The sequence below is a fragment of the Shewanella sp. GD03713 genome (genome assembly GCF_029843705.1).
Lineage (GTDB): Bacteria > Pseudomonadota > Gammaproteobacteria > Enterobacterales > Shewanellaceae > Shewanella.
In genome coordinates, this window is sequence record NZ_JAOCIW010000001.1 from 3,237,057 (window position 1) to 3,252,293 (window position 15,237).

Here is a 15,237-nt window from a genome sequence, read left to right on the forward strand (position 1 = left end):
AAAACCTGCCGAGTGTATGCCTTTTAAAAAGTTTTGCCAATATTGAACGAGAAGATCTCTGTTTGATCGCCTTCGTATTCTTTAATCGGCCATGCCAAGCTGAATACCATTGGGCCCATAGGAGATAGCCACTGTAAGCTTAACCCCCAAGATGCCCTGATACGACCTGGATCACTGTAGTCCTGTAACTTATCAAATTCTTCCGCTGGTAGCGTTTGATACTTAGCGAAATCGAACTCAGTATCCCATACGTTACCCGCATCGACGAAGAAGCTGGTACGAACAGAATTAGTGTAGGCCTCATCCAAGAATGGTGTTGGCACAATTAACTCCATGCTCGCAGTTGCAATCGCGTTACCACCAATTGAACGACCTGAACTGACCTGAATACTGTTTGGATCACCCGGTAAGCTACAACCGTCACCCGATGGATCCGGCGCACAAGGCTCGCTACCACGGAAGAGGTAGAATGAACGTGGACCGACCGAGTTAGACTTAAAGCCACGCAGTGAGGTACTACCGCCCGAGTAATAGTTTTCCCAGAATGGCAGGATCTGGTCATTATCATTAAATTGACCATAACCGTTGCCATAACCTAAACGACCACGCGCTAACAGCACAAAGCTGTGGCTACGGTTGATGGGGAAATAATAGTTAGTATCGAAGTCAGTCTTAAAGTACTGCAGATCCGAGCCTGGTACTGTCATCTTACCGCTTAAACGCTGTGACGAACCGTCCGTTGGGAAGGTGCCACGGTTTAAGGTACTGCGGTACCAGCCTAAGCTCAGCTCAAAGTTATCGAAACTTAAATCAGCATTTGGATCATCGTCACGGTAGATATTGTAGAAACGCAGCGCCTGTTCGTAGGCGGAGATTTCTGAAATCGTGTTATGACGATAGCCAATACCACCGTTGATACGGTTGTATTCGTTAATAGGGAAGCCTGAGTTTAATGCCACGCCATAGGAGCTGTTCTTATAACGTTCAAGGTTAGCCTCGTTCGCATCGAACTCGTTCCAGTAAACGCTGCCACCTAAGCTCACACCATCTTTGGTCCAGTATGGATCGGTGTAAGATAAGTTAACGTTCTTAGAATACTTGTTGGTGCTTAAACTCACGCCCGCTTGGTTACCCGTGCCGAGGAAGTTATTTTGCTGCACACCAAACTGCAGACTTAAGCCCGATTCAGTACCATAACCCACACCGGCGTTAAATGAGCCCGATGGCTGCTCTTTAACTTTCACGGCCACATCGACTAAATCATCGGTGCCCGGAACTTGAATGGTTTCGGTATCAACGGTCTCGAAGAAGCCTAAACGGTTTAGACGGGCTTTAGATTGCTCAACCTGCGCCGAGTTTAACCAAGCACCTTCCATCTGACGCAGTTCGCGGCGCATCACTTCATCTTTAGTAACTGTGTTACCAGTGAAGTTAACCGAACGCACATACACACGTTTACCCGGTTTGATATTGATGTTTAAGGTCACTTCCTTAGTTTTATCATCAATTTCAGGGTAGGTTTTCACTTCAGGGTAAGCGTAACCGAAACGGCCTAAGTATTTGCTGTACATCTCTTCGGTGAAGGTCACATCACCGCCGTTGTACATATCGCCAGCCTTAATTGGCAGAATCGATTTCATTAACTCTTCACGGCCCATTAAGTCGCCGGTGAGGTTAACGTCTTTAACCTTGTACTTCTCACCTTCGTTGACGTTGATGGTGATATACAAACCTTTACGGTCAGGCGTCATCGCCACTTGAGTCGAGGTGACTTCAAAGCGGATATAACCCTTGTTGTGGTAATAGGTTTTAATGGTTTCAAGGTCGGCTTGCAGCTTTTGCTTCTGATAGCGACGCTCACCGAACAGATCCCACCAAGCCACGTAGTCTTTGAGTTCTAACATGCCGATAAGCTCAGCATCGGTGAACTCTTTGTTGCCAACCACGTTAATTTGGCGAATTTCAGCCGCTAAACCTTCGGTGAACTTGAATTTTAGTTCGACACGATTACGGGGTAAGTTAATCACCTGCGCTTCGACTTTCGCGCCGTATTTACCCACACCATAGTAGAAGTCTTGTAATCCCTTCTCGATGCCCGTCAGCATAGTACGGTCTAAGGACTCACCGACTTTCACGCCTGAGCCGTCCAGACTTTCCTGTAACTGCTCATCTTTAATGTCTTTGTTGCCTTCAAAGGTCACGGCGCTGATCGTTGGTCGCTCAGTGACTTTGACAATCAATACGCCGCCATCATGACTGACTGAGATGTTCTCAAAGTTAGTCGATGCATACAGGCTTTTAATGGCTTGTTGAATTTTTAACTGGTCAACAGTGTCACCCACTTTCACTGGTAAGCTTAACAAGGCAGCACCCAGTGCGACTCGCTGCAAACCTTCAACTTGGATGTCGGTCACTTCAAAGGGTTGGAAAGTATCCGCCAACACAGTCCCTGAAAACGACGCACCGACGAATAACATCGAGGCAAAAAGTTTATTCAATCTCATAGAGCACTTCTAATTATTAGTCTGTCCTTGCTCAGAGTCGGGCAAAGTCATTGAAGAGCGCGATGCTCATCAACATCAGCAGCAATGCTGCCCCAAATCTGAATCCTATTTCCTGTACCTTTTCAGACACAGGTTTACCAGTGATTACCTCAACGAAGTAATACAGCAGGTGTCCCCCATCGAGCACAGGCAATGGCAGCAGGTTAATGATGCCTAAATTGACACTGATAAGCGCGAGGAAACCGAGAAAGTAAACCAAGCCATAGTTTGCACTATTGCCCGCACCCTGTGCGATTGAGATAGGTCCACTTAAGTTTTTCACTGACACATCGCCAGTAAATAATTTGCCAATCATCTTAAAGCTCACAGCAACAAGTTGCCATGTTTTATCCACTGCGATAGCGAAAGAATCGATTGGGCCATATTCGAGTTGTAGGCGCATATTCTCGGGCCATTGCGCCTGAGCGGGGCTCACCCCAAGCACGCCTATATCTTTGCCATCGCTATTTTTAACACTCTCAGGTGTCACAGAGATGGCAAACTGCTCGCCATTACGGCGCACAGTTAACTCAACAGGCACATTGGCAGAATGTTGAATAATGTCAACAAAAGCTTGCCAATCCGTGTAATTTTGCCCATTGATGGCAACCAAAGTATCGCCGACTTTCAGGTCACTCTTAGCCGCCGCACTACCTTCGCTGATAAGCGCTATTTGTGGCTCAATCGCAGGGCGATACACACCCAAACCCAACGCCGTAATCGGCGACTCTTTTTCTGGGTCGAAACGCCATTCGCGGGTATCAAGGGTATAAGTGCGAGCCGTGGTATCTAAACCTTGCAAGCCATTTAGCGGCGCGAGGGAGACGGTTAAGCTGTCATCGCCGATATGGCCCACTAGTGCTAAATTCACTTCTTCCCAATTGCGTACAGGCTGGCCTGAAATTGCCGTCACTTGCATCGGCTCATTCACTTGGATTTGCGCTGCCGCAGTGCCAGGTGTGGTTGAGGTAATCACAGGCTTGAGCGATGGCACGCCAATTAAATACATTAAATACAGTGCAATAATCGCAAAGATAAAGTTTGCAATCGGACCTGCGGCTACAATCGCAATCCGTTGCCATACACTTTTACGGTTAAAGGCTTGGTCCTTTAATTCATCGGGTACGTCTTCTACTCGTTCATCGAGCATTTTGACATAACCGCCTAACGGGATCATGGCGATGACGTACTCAGTGCCATCTTTACCCACTTTGCGCCAAATCGCCTTACCAAAACCAATCGAGAAACGTTCAACCTTCACGCCACAGCGGCGTGCAACATAGAAATGGCCGTATTCGTGGGCGGTGATCAGCAGCCCAAGCGCAACGATAAACGAACCTAAGTTCCACAAAAAATCTAACATTCCACTCCTTATGTCATCGTCAAATTCGCTTATTCCTCATCAATGGGAATTAAGCAAATTTCGCTAACTGTTCGCGGGCATATATCCGCGTTTGCGCATCGAGAGCAATAATATCATCGATGCTGGTCATCGCCCGTTTAGGCACTGATGATAAACAGGCTTCATTCACCTTAGCGATATGGGTAAAACCAATCTGCCCCTGTAAAAATGCCTCAACGGCAATTTCATTGGCGGCATTGAGTACCGTAGTCGCTTCTTGGCCTTGGGCACAAGCGGCGATCGCTAATGCCAAACAAGGGAAGCGATTAAAGTCCGGCTCACAAAAGCTTAACTGTCCGACTTTGAAAAAATCCAAAGGTTCAACACCAGAGCTAATTCTTTGTGGATAGGACATACAATGTGCAATCGGTGTACGCATATCCGGGTTCCCCATTTGCGCGATCACGCTGCCATCGCGGTATTGCACCATCGAATGGATAACGCTCTGCGGATGGATAACCACCTTTAATTGGTCTTTCTGGGTATTAAACAACCAGCGCGCTTCAATAAACTCCAAGCCCTTATTCATCATAGTGGCAGAGTCGACTGAAATTTTCGGCCCCATCGACCAGTTTGGATGTTTACAGGCCTGTGCTGGCGTCATCGACGCAAGGCTGGCAAGCTCAGCGGTCAAGAAGGGGCCGCCCGAGCCAGTCAGCAAAATATGAGAAATTCCCGATGCGGCTAAATCACAGTGGCCTAAATTGGCCTGCACCTCTTCGGGTAAGCATTGGAAAATCGCATTGTGCTCACTATCAACTGGCAATAGAGTCGCGCCAGAGGCTTTAGTGGCCTCAATAAAGAGTTCACCTGACATCACCAAGGCTTCTTTATTGGCAAGCAATACTCGCTTACCCGCCTTGACGGCAGCTAAGGTTGGCACTAGCCCCGCTGCGCCGACGATAGCGGCCATCACAGTATCCACTTCAGCGGCTGTGACTAAGGCGATGAGTTCATCCTCACCGCTACTGACTTGGATATTAAGCTCAGGGGGAAGCTTGGCTTGTAGCGCTAATGCGGCCTGGCTATCGACCATATGGGCGACTTGGGGGCGATGAGTTACACACAGGGCGAGCATCTTATCGACACTAGCATTCGCCACTAAAGCGTAAACACGATAGGCATCGCGATTAGCCGAAATCACACTTAAAGTGCTGGCACCAATCGACCCAGTTGCGCCCAAAATCACCATATTTTGCATAGCGTTACATCCAAAATGCAATGTAGATTAAGGTAAACACCGGCAAGGCCGCAGTGAGGCTGTCGATGCGATCGAGCACGCCACCATGCCCAGGCAGAATCGTGCCAGAGTCTTTGATGCAGGCGGCACGCTTAAACATACTCTCGGATAAATCGCCAAGCGCCGAAATCAGTGCCACGAAAATGGTCACAGCAACCACTAACCCTAATTCCTGCTCAGGTGAAATATACATCACGCCAGCGACAACAATCAGTGTTGTCATCAGGCCGCCCAATAAACCCTCTAGAGTTTTAGCAGGGCTCACCGCAGGCATCAGCTTGGTCTTGCCGACAGCTTTACCGACAAAATACGCGCCCGAATCGGCTGCCCAGACAATCAGCATCACCAGTAACACCAATGACGCGCCATAGTAAGGCGATATTTGCGAACTAATGGATTTGAGTGCAATCAGTGCCACAAAACACGGCACTAAGGTGAGTTGCCCAAACATGGACTTCAACATCGGGTTCTTTTGCCAGAGTTTGGCGCTTTTAGGGTAAGTCACCACCAACAGCAGTGACACTATCCACCAGAATGCACCGATGGCAATCACGGCAAGATAGATAGGATGAATTTGTCCCCTAAGCCAAATTGTGTCGGCGGGAACAATTAAATTCAACGCGATTAGTAAAATACCGACGGTGCAAGTAAAACTCCATTGAGTCACATCACATTGACTATCGATGATCCTGCCCCACTCCTTAGCGGCGATCAGAAACACGGCCACTAAGGCCCAAGCAAAGTACTCTACGGGGAGTAAAAAGATCGCTCCCAAAACTAATGGAATTAACCAAATTGCTGTTATTATACGTTGTTTTAGCAAAAAAAATCCCTCATGACGTTTTACAATGCGCGCATCTCATCAATTTGACTTCCGGTCAAACCAAAACGGCGCTGGCGACTGGCAAAAGTAGCAATCGCTTCATGAAAAGCCTGTTCATCGAAATCAGGCCAAAGGGTGTCCATAAACACCAATTCAGCATAGGCAGCCTGCCAGAGCACAAAATTGCTGATCCGGTAATCCCCACCCGTACGGATCATTAAATCAACTTCACTCTGATTTTGCATGCACAAATGTTCACTCAAGGCTTCTTCGGTGAACTGACTGCTGGTCATTTCGCCATTTTCCACCTTTTCAGCTAACTTTTGCGCGGCTTGCAGTATGTCCCAACGGCCACCGTAATTGGCCGCTACATTCAATATCAATCCACTATTGCCTGCGGTTTTTTCTTCTGCGGCACGAATTTGTTTTTGTAAACGCGCAGAAAAACGGCTGATATCGCCGATGATATTCAATCGGACTTGGTTTTTATCGAGTAACTTAATTTCCCGTTGTAACACGGTAAAAAACAATTCCATCAGCAAGCTGACTTCTTTATCGGGTCTACGCCAATTCTCGCTGGAAAACGCAAATAGCGTCAGCGATTGTATCCCTAACTGACTGGCCGCACTCACCGCACGTCTCACCGCCTTTACGCCGGCTTTATGCCCCATCACTCGTGGTTTGCCCTGGGTTTGGGCCCAACGTCCATTACCATCCATAATAATCGCAACATGTTTAGGTAATGACTGTTTAACGAGTTCGGGTAATACCTCCGGTAAGCTTGTCTGAGCACAAGCATCCTGCTCAGTTGACCTAGATTGCGGATCAAATTCCACTGTGGATGACATCTATTACAACCCTTTAAAATAGACAAACGCCGTGTAGTATACCCCTACACGGCGTAGCAACTCTAGCTTATAGCGCCTGAGATTAGACTTCCATCAACTCAATTTCTTTGGCCGCTAAAATCTCATCGACCTTCTTAATGTGAGCATCGGTGAACTTTTGCACTTCGTCTTCAAAGCGGCGAACATCATCTTCAGTACATTCTTTGGCTTTTTCGAGTTTCTTCACTTCAGAAATCGCGTCACGACGTACGTTACGAATCGCCACACGGCCGCCTTCGGCTTCTGCACGAACCACTTTGATGAAGTCTTTACGACGTTCTTCAGTCAGTGCGGGTAATGGAATACGTAAGGTTGCGCCCGCTGACATTGGGTTTAAGCCAAGGTCTGAGCTCATAATCGCTTTCTCAACCGCTTGGATTGCACTACGGTCGAATACAGTCACAGACAGGGTACGCGCATCTTCAATACCCACGTTCGCCACTTGGTTCAGCGGGGTCATAGTGCCGTAGTAAGACACTTGGATAGAGTCCAGTAAGCTTGGGTGTGCACGACCAGTACGTACTTTCGCCATTTGGTTCTTAGTCGCTTCTACGCATTTACCCATGCGCTCTTGAGCATCTTTTTTAATATCTGCAATCACGTTAAATGTCCTTCTTGGTCATTAAAAACTTATTTCGCTTTGATCAATGTGCCTTCTTCTTCACCCATGACCACGCGGCGCAGTGCACCAGGTTTGTTCATGTTGAATACTAGGATTGGCATGTCATGATCACGCGCCATCGTAAAGGCTGCTAAGTCCATTACTTTTAATTCTTTGTCCAGTACTTCAGTGTACGATAATTCATCGTACTTCACTGCTTCTGGATTTTTCATCGGGTCGTCAGAATAAACGCCGTCAACTTTAGTGCCTTTTAGCACGACTTCTGCTTCGATTTCAATGCCGCGTAAGCAAGCAGCAGAATCGGTAGTGCAGAATGGGTTACCAGTACCCGCAGCAAAAATCACTACACGGCCTGATTTTAATAAGCTGATAGCCTCAGCCCAATTGTAGTCGTCGCATACCCCTTTTAACGGGATTGCCGACATCAGACGAGCATTAACATAGGCACGGTGCAGGGCATCACGCATGGCCAAGCCGTTCATAACCGTTGCCAGCATACCCATGTGATCGCCCACCACACGGTTCATGCCCGCTTTTGCTAGGCCTTCACCGCGAAATAGATTACCACCACCAATGACCACACCCACCTGAATGCCTAACTCTACCAGCTCTTTCACTTCTTGAGCCATGCGATCTAACACTTTAGGGTCGATGCCGAAGCCTTCGTCGCCCATCAGTGCCTCGCCACTTAATTTTAGAAGAATGCGTCTAAATGCAGGTTTTGGATTGGTGCTCATATTTTTTTGTCCTGGTCATAACAAGACCGCAGCCATTGCTGCGGTCTTGGGGGTATTTAGCGTTGGCGATTAAGCCTTTTTAGAAGCAGCGATTTGAGCAGCAACTTCAGCTGCGAAATCTTCTTCTTTCTTCTCAATACCTTCACCCACTTCTAAACGAATGAAGTTAGTGACTTTAGCGCCTTTCTCTTTCAAGAATTCGCCAACAGTTTTCTTTGGTTCCATGATGTAAGCTTGACCAGTCAGAGAGATCTCACCGGTGAACTTCTTCATACGACCAACAACCATTTTCTCTGCGATTTCAGCAGGCTTGCCTTCATTCATAGAGATTTCGATTTGCAGAGCTTGTTCACGAGCAACTACGTCTGCTGGAACGTCTTCTGGGTTAACGTATTCTGGCTTAGAAGCTGCAACGTGCATTGCTAAGTGCTTCAGAGTTTCCTCATCCGCTTCACCAGTTACTACAACACCAATACGCTCACCGTGACGGTATGAAGCTAATTGAGTGCCGTCGATGTACTCAACGCGACGAACGTTGATGTTTTCACCGATTTTAGCAACCAGAGCAACACGGGCTTCTTCGAATTGGGCTTTTAAGTCTTCTAAAGACACTTTAGACGCTGCAGCAACGTCTAAAACAGCGTTAGCAAAACCTAAGAAGTTCGCATCTTTAGCAACGAAGTCAGTTTGGCAGTTTACTTCTAACAGTACTGCGAAACCTTCACCGTTTTTGATCAGGATAGTACCGTCAGCAGCGATGTTACCTGCTTTCTTAGCAGCTTTAGCAGCACCAGACTTACGCATGTTGTCAATTGCTAACTCCATGTCGCCGTTGGTTTCTTCTAACGCTTTTTTACAATCCATCATGCCTGCGCCAGTACGCTCGCGCAGTTCTTTAACTTGGGCAGCAGAAATTGCCATTGTTAAATCCTCTCTAAAAATTCGACTAATTTGCAGATATAAAACAGGGGCCGAATGGCCCCTGTTAACCAATCAAAATCTTGGTTAATAAGGGTGATGAAACTCATCCCGCCTTATTATTATTCGGCTTCTACGAAACCGTCTTGCTCAGCTTGAACAGCTAAATCTTGACCACGGCCAGCGTTAGCAGCTGCAGCAACAGAAGTAGTGTACAGGCGAATAGCGCGCATTGCGTCGTCGTTACCAGGAACGATGTAGTTAACACCGTCTGGAGCAGAGTTAGTATCAACAACTGCAACAACAGGGATACCCAGGTTGTTAGCTTCTTTAATAGCGATATGCTCGTGGTCAGCGCCGATAACGAATAATACGTCTGGCAGGCCGCCCATGTTCTTAATACCGCCTAAAGATTTTTCCAGCTTTTCAAGCTCACGAGTACGCATCAGCGCTTCTTTCTTGGTCAGCTTGTCGAAAGTACCGTCTACTGATTGGCTTTCCAGTTCTTTCAGACGCTTGATTGACTGACGAACGGTTTTCCAGTTAGTCAGCATACCGCCTAACCAACGGTGATCAACGTAGTACTGATCGCAAGAAATAGCAGCTTCTTTGATCGCTTCGCCAGCAGCACGTTTAGTACCAACGAATAATACTTTACCTTTCTTTGAAGCAACGTTGCTGATGAAAGCCAGTGCTTCATTGAACATTGGCACAGTATGCTCTAGGTTGATGATGTGAACGCCGTTGCGAGCACCGAAAATGAATGGCTTCATTTTTGGGTTCCAGTAACGGGTTTGGTGACCGAAGTGGACACCGGCCTGGAGCATATCGCGCATTGAAACTGTAGTCATTTCTATTACCTTAAAATTTAGGGGGTTAGACCTCCACGTATCCCATGTCTTCGACCCCGCAGTTAACAGCTGAGGGCACCCCGAAGAATGTGTCGACACGTGTGTGATTTAGTATTTAGATAAATTGCCATGTATAATGGCCGCCATCTTTAGTCTTGCCTTGGGTTAAGATAAGCAAAAGCTGACCTTATACATCCTGCAAGACTTAAACATAACGGCGCGCTTTATACCATAAATAGCCCTAAAGCACAAATTTTTGCATCGGGTAGATGCCGCCAATAGACATCGAAGACACAAGAGAAAACGCAATGAGTATAGTCATTAAGACAGCAGAAGAAATCGAGAAAATGCGCGCAGCGGGTAAGCTGGCCGCACAAGTATTAGAAATGATCGCCCCTTATGTTAAGGCTGGCGTGAGCACTAATGAACTAAACGATATCTGCGCCAAATATACCGAAGAGCAAGGCGCGATTTCTGCCCCGCTCAATTACCATGGTTTTCCTAAGTCGATTTGTACTTCGTTAAACAACGTTATTTGCCATGGTATTCCGAGTGACCGCGTTCTCAAGGATGGCGATATTCTCAATATCGATATCACAGTCATCAAAGACGGTTACCACGGTGATACCTCTAAAATGTTCTTAATCGGTGAAGTCAGCCCTAAGGACAAGCGCCTGTGCCGTATCGCGCAAGAGAGTTTATACCTCGCCATTCGTAAGGTTCGCCCGGGGTTAAAACTGGGTGAAATCGGTAATACTATCGAAAAATTCATCAAAGCCAGCAAAACAGGTCTTGAGAAATATTCCATCGTGCAAGATTATTGTGGTCACGGTATTGGTGCCGGTTTCCATGAAGAGCCGCAAGTCATGCACTACCGTAATGGCGATAACACCATTTTACGCCCTGGCATGTGTTTTACCATTGAGCCAATGATCAACGCCGGTCGCCACACCACAGTGTTAGACCGTGACGATAAGTGGACTGTCACCACCTCCGATGGTAAAAACTCTGCCCAATGGGAACATACATTATTAGTGACCGAAACCGGTGTAGAAGTCCTGACTCTACGTGATGAGGAAGACTTCCCGCGTATCATTAATCACTAAGCGACATACTTAGTACGTTAGGACTCAGAGGATTACTGAACACCTAACTCATCCAAACAAGGGACTCGATGAATACAGCTCTGCTAGCTAAACAATCATTAATCGAACAGAATCAAACGCTTTTAGCAAGATTCAAGGCCAAAACCCCGATTGAAGAGCTAGTGACGCAGCGCTGTCAGTTCGTCGATTCCCTCGTCAAGCAGGCCTGGCAACAGCACGGTCTGGACCAATATCCTATCGCCCTGATTGCCGTTGGCGGCTACGGTCGCGGCGAGTTACATCCGCACTCGGATGTCGATTTATTATTCCTGTTCGAAGGCGAGTTATCGCAGGCGGCTGAAACAGCACTGAGCGAATTTATCGCCTTTTTATGGGACGCCAGCCTTGAGATTGGTCACAGTGTTCGCACTCTCAGCGACACTCTAAATCTAGGTCGAGAAGACATTACTATCGCCACTAACCTGCTCGAGGCACGGTTACTCTCAGGCCCAGAATCCCTGTTTGATCAACTCTATGACGCCATCCGCCAGAGTGATTTTTGGACGTCGAGCCAGTTCTTTATCGCCAAACGTGATGAACAAACGGCCCGCCATGCCAAGGCAAGCGCCTTCGATCTTGAGCCAAATATTAAGAGTTGCCCCGGCGGCCTGCGGGACATTCAAACTATCGCCTGGGTTGCCATGCGCCACTTTGGCGCCTCACGCCTAGAAGAACTGGTTCAATACGAATTTTTAGAACCCGCCGAGTTAGAAGAGCTGCTCGAGTGTCAGCATTTTCTGTGGAAGCTGCGCTTTGCCCTGCATATGGCGGTCGGTCGCGATGAAAATCGCCTGCTGTTCGATGTCCAGCGCCAAGTGGCCGAGCTGATGGGTTATGAAGACGCCACTCAACTCGCCGTTGAGCAGATGATGAAACGCTACTATCGCACGGTGCGCCGGGTGATGGAGCTGAACGAAATGCTGCTGCAACTGTTTAAGCGGGCGACTCTTGGCCAAACCAAGGCCTTAGAAATTCAAGCGATTGACAATAACTATCAACGTCGCGGTGCCTTTATCGAGGCCCTAAGAGACGATTTATTCGATAGCGGCGAAGAAATTGTACGCCTCTTTGTCCATGTCGCTAAAAACTCCAATATTAAAGGCATTTATGCGCCGACGCTGAGATCCCTAAGACGCGCACGCCGAGCACAGCTGCAACCCTTGCAGGAAAATCCGCAGTGCCGACAAGCCTTTATGGAAATCTTAAAGCATCCTCGTGGCATCGCGGCCTTATCGCTGATGCATAAACACGGGGTGCTGTCGGCCTATTTGCCCGCATGGCGCAATATCGAAGGCCAAATGCAGTTTGACCTGTTCCATGCCTACACGGTGGATGAACACACCCACAGATTGCTGCTCAACATCGAGCGCTTCTCACAGCCGGAGCAGAAGGAAGAGTTTCCTTTAGGCTCAGTGCTGATCAATCAGTTACCGAAAAAAGGTTTGTTGGTACTCGGCGCAATTTTCCATGATATCGCCAAGGGACGCGGCGGCGATCACAGCAAGCTTGGCTCAAGCGATGCCCTCGCCTTCTGTAAGCTCCATGGCTTAAACGACCACGATGGCCGCTTAGTCGCTTGGCTGGTCGAAAATCACTTAGTGATGTCGGTAACCGCTCAGCGCCGCGATATTTCCGATCCCGATGTGGTGGCCGACTTTGCCAGCAAGGTGCGCGATGCGGTGCATTTAAGTTATTTATATTGCTTAACCGTCGCCGATATCTGCGCCACCAATGAGAAGACCTGGAACAACTGGAAAGGCTCACTGCTGCGTGACTTATATTTCTCTACCCAAAGGGTGCTGGCGCGGGGGAAAGAAAAACCCGTCGATATCCGCGCGCGAGTACGGGAATATCAAGCCAAGGCCAAAAAAGACCTGCTTCGCCGTGGCGTGAAAGAAAAAGATTTAGATACCCTCTGGCAACGCTTTAAGGCCGACTACTTTTTGCGCCACCAGCCGAATCAAGTTGCTTGGCATGCCGAAGCTATCCTTAAGCATAAACAGCTAGATGAGCCGCTGGTGCTGGTGTCAAAACACACGACACGCGGTGGCACAGAGCTCTTTGTCTACTGTCAGGACAGACCTAAGCTGTTCGCCACCGTGATGGCGGTGCTCGACAATAAAAACATCAACGTCCACGATGCTAACATTATGACATCGAAGGATAATTACGCCCTTGACACCTTCGTTATCCTCGAGCAAGACGGCGCCCCCGTGAGCCAACTCTCACGCATTCAGAGTATCCGTAAGGCCCTTGAAAAAGCACTTGCAAGCGATAACCCTAAGCTGCCGCGCTTTAGAAAGCTGTCACGCAAGATGAAACCTTTTAATGTTCCCACTCAGGTGAGTTTCCTTGAGAGTAACCGTCATGGTACAAGTATGATGGAACTCATCGCCTTGGATACGCCGGGATTATTAGCTAAAGTGGGCGATATTTTTTATCGCTGCAACACGACCTTGCTAGCCGCCAAAATCACCACCATTGGCGAGCGAGCCGAAGACTTTTTTATTTTGCAAACCAATGATGGCTTGCAACTCAATGAAACCCAAGAGAATACGCTCAAGGAAGCCTTGATTAGCGCGTTGAGCGCCATCAACACAGAGTCAACCAATTAACCAGAACGGGAGAAGTAAATGGAGGCTTTACGCCAACGTATTGAGGCCGCATTTGAAGCGCGTGCCGACATCACACCAAGCACTGTTGACGCAAGCGTGCGTAACGATGTGCAAAATGTCATCAATATGCTCGATAAAGGTGAACTGCGCGTCGCCGAGAAAATCGATGGCCAATGGCATGTACATCAATGGTTGAAGAAGGCGGTATTACTGTCATTCCGTATTTTCGATAACGCGGTTATCGATGGTGCCGAAACCAAATATTTCGATAAAGTACCGTTAAAGTTCGCCGAGTATGACGAAGCCCGCTTTAAAGCCGAAGCTATCCGTGTGGTGCCATCGGCAACCGTACGTAAAGGCTCTTTTATCGGTAAAAACACTGTGTTAATGCCTTCTTACGTGAACCTTGGCGCCTACGTTGACGAAGGCACTATGGTTGACACTTGGGCAACTGTTGGCTCATGTGCACAAATCGGTAAGAACGTGCACTTATCCGGTGGTGTGGGCATCGGTGGCGTACTCGAGCCGCTGCAAGCGGGTCCGACCATTATTGAAGACAACTGCTTTATCGGCGCACGCTCTGAGATTGTCGAAGGCGTTGTCGTTGAAGAAGGCTCTGTGATTTCAATGGGCGTTTATATCGGCCAAAGCACCCGTATCTATGACCGTGAAACGGGCGAAATCCACTATGGCCGCGTACCAGCTGGCTCTGTCGTAGTATCGGGTAACCTGCCATCGGCTTGCGGTAAATACAGCCTATACGCTGCGATTATCGTTAAAAAAGTGGATGCGAAAACCCGCGGTAAAGTGGGTATCAACGAACTGTTACGTATCGTCGATTAAGCCATATTCATGCTGTACACCATGCCAAAATGCCAAGCTAATGCTTGGCATTTTTTATGGTAAAAACACACTCCAAAGGGCTCAAAGACACATCAAGTTACACCGAGACACACTCTGTTCCCAACCCCACATTTAGATACACTTCTGCGGCCAAATCCCTCTGCAAGGCCGGTAAAAACAGACTTTACTCAAAGGGTCTACTCACCCGTCAAGGAGCTAAAGATGAAAGCAACATTGGTAAAATTGGGCGGTGCCGCCCTACTCTGCACTATAGGAATAGGCTCAAACGCTTTTGCCGCCATGGATCCACAGTTAGAAAATACTTTAGTGGCGGTTTGTAAGGCTGGAGCCAGTAATAATCTGATCTCATTTAGCAACACTATGCAGGAATACCGCATCAACCAAGCTCGGATATTCCCTCGTTTGGTCTGTAACGGCGAAAGCTTCCATCAGTTCGCCCTCAGCCAAGGCGCCGACAAAACCGCCAAACGTATTGGCCGTTATGTACAAGGTACTGTCACCATCAAAGATATCGCCCAAAATTCAATGGATGAGGTGTATGCCGTTAATTTTTAATTTGAACGTCACGGTAAGATTAGGCGTCAATTTGA

13 protein-coding genes are annotated in these 15,237 nt (G+C 47.9%); 4 read left to right on the forward strand and 9 right to left on the reverse strand.

The window, feature by feature from the left end; translation table 11 throughout:
* Positions 1-23: 23 nt before the first annotated feature.
* The 9 genes from bamA to rpsB form a co-directional block, all read right to left on the reverse strand.
* Positions 24-2,504, reverse strand: coding sequence for an outer membrane protein assembly factor BamA (gene bamA / locus N5E87_RS14305; RefSeq protein ID WP_086902375.1), 2,481 nt, complete (start codon positions 2,502-2,504; stop codon positions 24-26).
* A 31-nt stretch (positions 2,505-2,535) separates the two neighbouring features.
* Positions 2,536-3,906 carry a sigma E protease regulator RseP gene (rseP, locus tag N5E87_RS14310; RefSeq protein WP_086902374.1) on the reverse strand — a complete coding sequence of 457 codons (1,371 nt, stop codon included), beginning with the start codon at positions 3,904-3,906 and terminating at the stop codon, positions 2,536-2,538.
* Between the two features lie 49 nt (positions 3,907-3,955).
* The gene (gene ispC / locus N5E87_RS14315; protein ID WP_086902373.1) at positions 3,956-5,146 is read right to left on the reverse strand and encodes a 1-deoxy-D-xylulose-5-phosphate reductoisomerase; all 1,191 of its coding nucleotides are present in this window, start codon (positions 5,144-5,146) and stop codon (positions 3,956-3,958) included.
* 4 nt (positions 5,147-5,150) lie between these two features.
* Entirely contained in the window at positions 5,151-6,008 is an 858-nt protein-coding gene (locus N5E87_RS14320; protein WP_011623388.1) for a phosphatidate cytidylyltransferase, read from the reverse strand.
* Between the two features lie 20 nt (positions 6,009-6,028).
* On the reverse strand, positions 6,029-6,856 hold the full coding sequence (gene uppS, locus N5E87_RS14325) for a polyprenyl diphosphate synthase (RefSeq protein WP_011623389.1): 828 nt from the start codon (positions 6,854-6,856) through the stop codon (positions 6,029-6,031).
* 82 nt (positions 6,857-6,938) lie between these two features.
* Positions 6,939-7,496: a ribosome recycling factor gene (frr, locus tag N5E87_RS14330; RefSeq protein ID WP_011717689.1), complete on the reverse strand. Its 558-nt coding sequence runs from the start codon at positions 7,494-7,496 to the stop codon at positions 6,939-6,941.
* 29 nt (positions 7,497-7,525) lie between these two features.
* A complete protein-coding gene (gene pyrH / locus N5E87_RS14335) occupies positions 7,526-8,254 on the reverse strand; it encodes a UMP kinase (RefSeq protein ID WP_011717690.1) in 729 nt (242 codons plus the stop codon).
* Positions 8,255-8,323: 69 nt separating this feature from the next.
* Positions 8,324-9,175: a translation elongation factor Ts gene (gene tsf / locus N5E87_RS14340; RefSeq protein ID WP_011623392.1), complete on the reverse strand. Its 852-nt coding sequence runs from the start codon at positions 9,173-9,175 to the stop codon at positions 8,324-8,326.
* 119 nt (positions 9,176-9,294) lie between these two features.
* Positions 9,295-10,023 (reverse strand): 30S ribosomal protein S2, encoded by a 729-nt coding sequence (gene rpsB, locus N5E87_RS14345; protein WP_011071784.1) that lies wholly within the window; start codon positions 10,021-10,023, stop codon positions 9,295-9,297.
* A gap of 308 nt (positions 10,024-10,331) precedes the next feature.
* Here rpsB and map point away from each other — a divergent pair, with 308 nt between their 5' ends.
* The 4 genes from map (at position 10,332) to N5E87_RS14365 (ending at position 15,202) form a co-directional block, all read left to right on the forward strand.
* Positions 10,332-11,129, forward strand: a complete 798-nt coding sequence (gene map, locus N5E87_RS14350) for a type I methionyl aminopeptidase (protein ID WP_041408815.1) — start codon at positions 10,332-10,334, stop codon at positions 11,127-11,129.
* A gap of 68 nt (positions 11,130-11,197) precedes the next feature.
* Positions 11,198-13,783, forward strand: coding sequence for a bifunctional uridylyltransferase/uridylyl-removing protein GlnD (gene glnD / locus N5E87_RS14355; RefSeq protein WP_011626709.1), 2,586 nt, complete (start codon positions 11,198-11,200; stop codon positions 13,781-13,783).
* Between the two features lie 18 nt (positions 13,784-13,801).
* Positions 13,802-14,626, forward strand: a complete 825-nt coding sequence (gene dapD, locus N5E87_RS14360; protein ID WP_011623395.1) for a 2,3,4,5-tetrahydropyridine-2,6-dicarboxylate N-succinyltransferase — start codon at positions 13,802-13,804, stop codon at positions 14,624-14,626.
* Between the two features lie 222 nt (positions 14,627-14,848).
* Positions 14,849-15,202, forward strand: coding sequence for a DUF3718 domain-containing protein (locus N5E87_RS14365; RefSeq protein WP_011626710.1), 354 nt, complete (start codon positions 14,849-14,851; stop codon positions 15,200-15,202).
* Positions 15,203-15,237: the final 35 nt, after the last annotated feature.

What these genes read in the sequence shown, in the direction of transcription:
- ispC (WP_086902373.1), bottom strand. Translation starts at nt 5,146, where the DNA reads ATGCAAAATATGGTGATTTTGGGCGCAACTGGGTCGATTGGTGCCAGC.
- tsf (WP_011623392.1), bottom strand. Translation starts at nt 9,175, where the DNA reads ATGGCAATTTCTGCTGCCCAAGTTAAAGAACTGCGCGAGCGTACTGGC.
- rpsB (WP_011071784.1), bottom strand. Translation starts at nt 10,023, where the DNA reads ATGACTACAGTTTCAATGCGCGATATGCTCCAGGCCGGTGTCCACTTC.
- pyrH (WP_011717690.1), bottom strand. Translation starts at nt 8,254, where the DNA reads ATGAGCACCAATCCAAAACCTGCATTTAGACGCATTCTTCTAAAATTA.
- dapD (WP_011623395.1), top strand. Translation starts at nt 13,802, where the DNA reads ATGGAGGCTTTACGCCAACGTATTGAGGCCGCATTTGAAGCGCGTGCC.
- uppS (WP_011623389.1), bottom strand. Translation starts at nt 6,856, where the DNA reads ATGTCATCCACAGTGGAATTTGATCCGCAATCTAGGTCAACTGAGCAG.
- bamA (WP_086902375.1), bottom strand. Translation starts at nt 2,504, where the DNA reads ATGAGATTGAATAAACTTTTTGCCTCGATGTTATTCGTCGGTGCGTCG.
- map (WP_041408815.1), top strand. Translation starts at nt 10,332, where the DNA reads ATGAGTATAGTCATTAAGACAGCAGAAGAAATCGAGAAAATGCGCGCA.
- N5E87_RS14365 (WP_011626710.1), top strand. Translation starts at nt 14,849, where the DNA reads ATGAAAGCAACATTGGTAAAATTGGGCGGTGCCGCCCTACTCTGCACT.
- glnD (WP_011626709.1), top strand. Translation starts at nt 11,198, where the DNA reads ATGAATACAGCTCTGCTAGCTAAACAATCATTAATCGAACAGAATCAA.
- rseP (WP_086902374.1), bottom strand. Translation starts at nt 3,906, where the DNA reads ATGTTAGATTTTTTGTGGAACTTAGGTTCGTTTATCGTTGCGCTTGGG.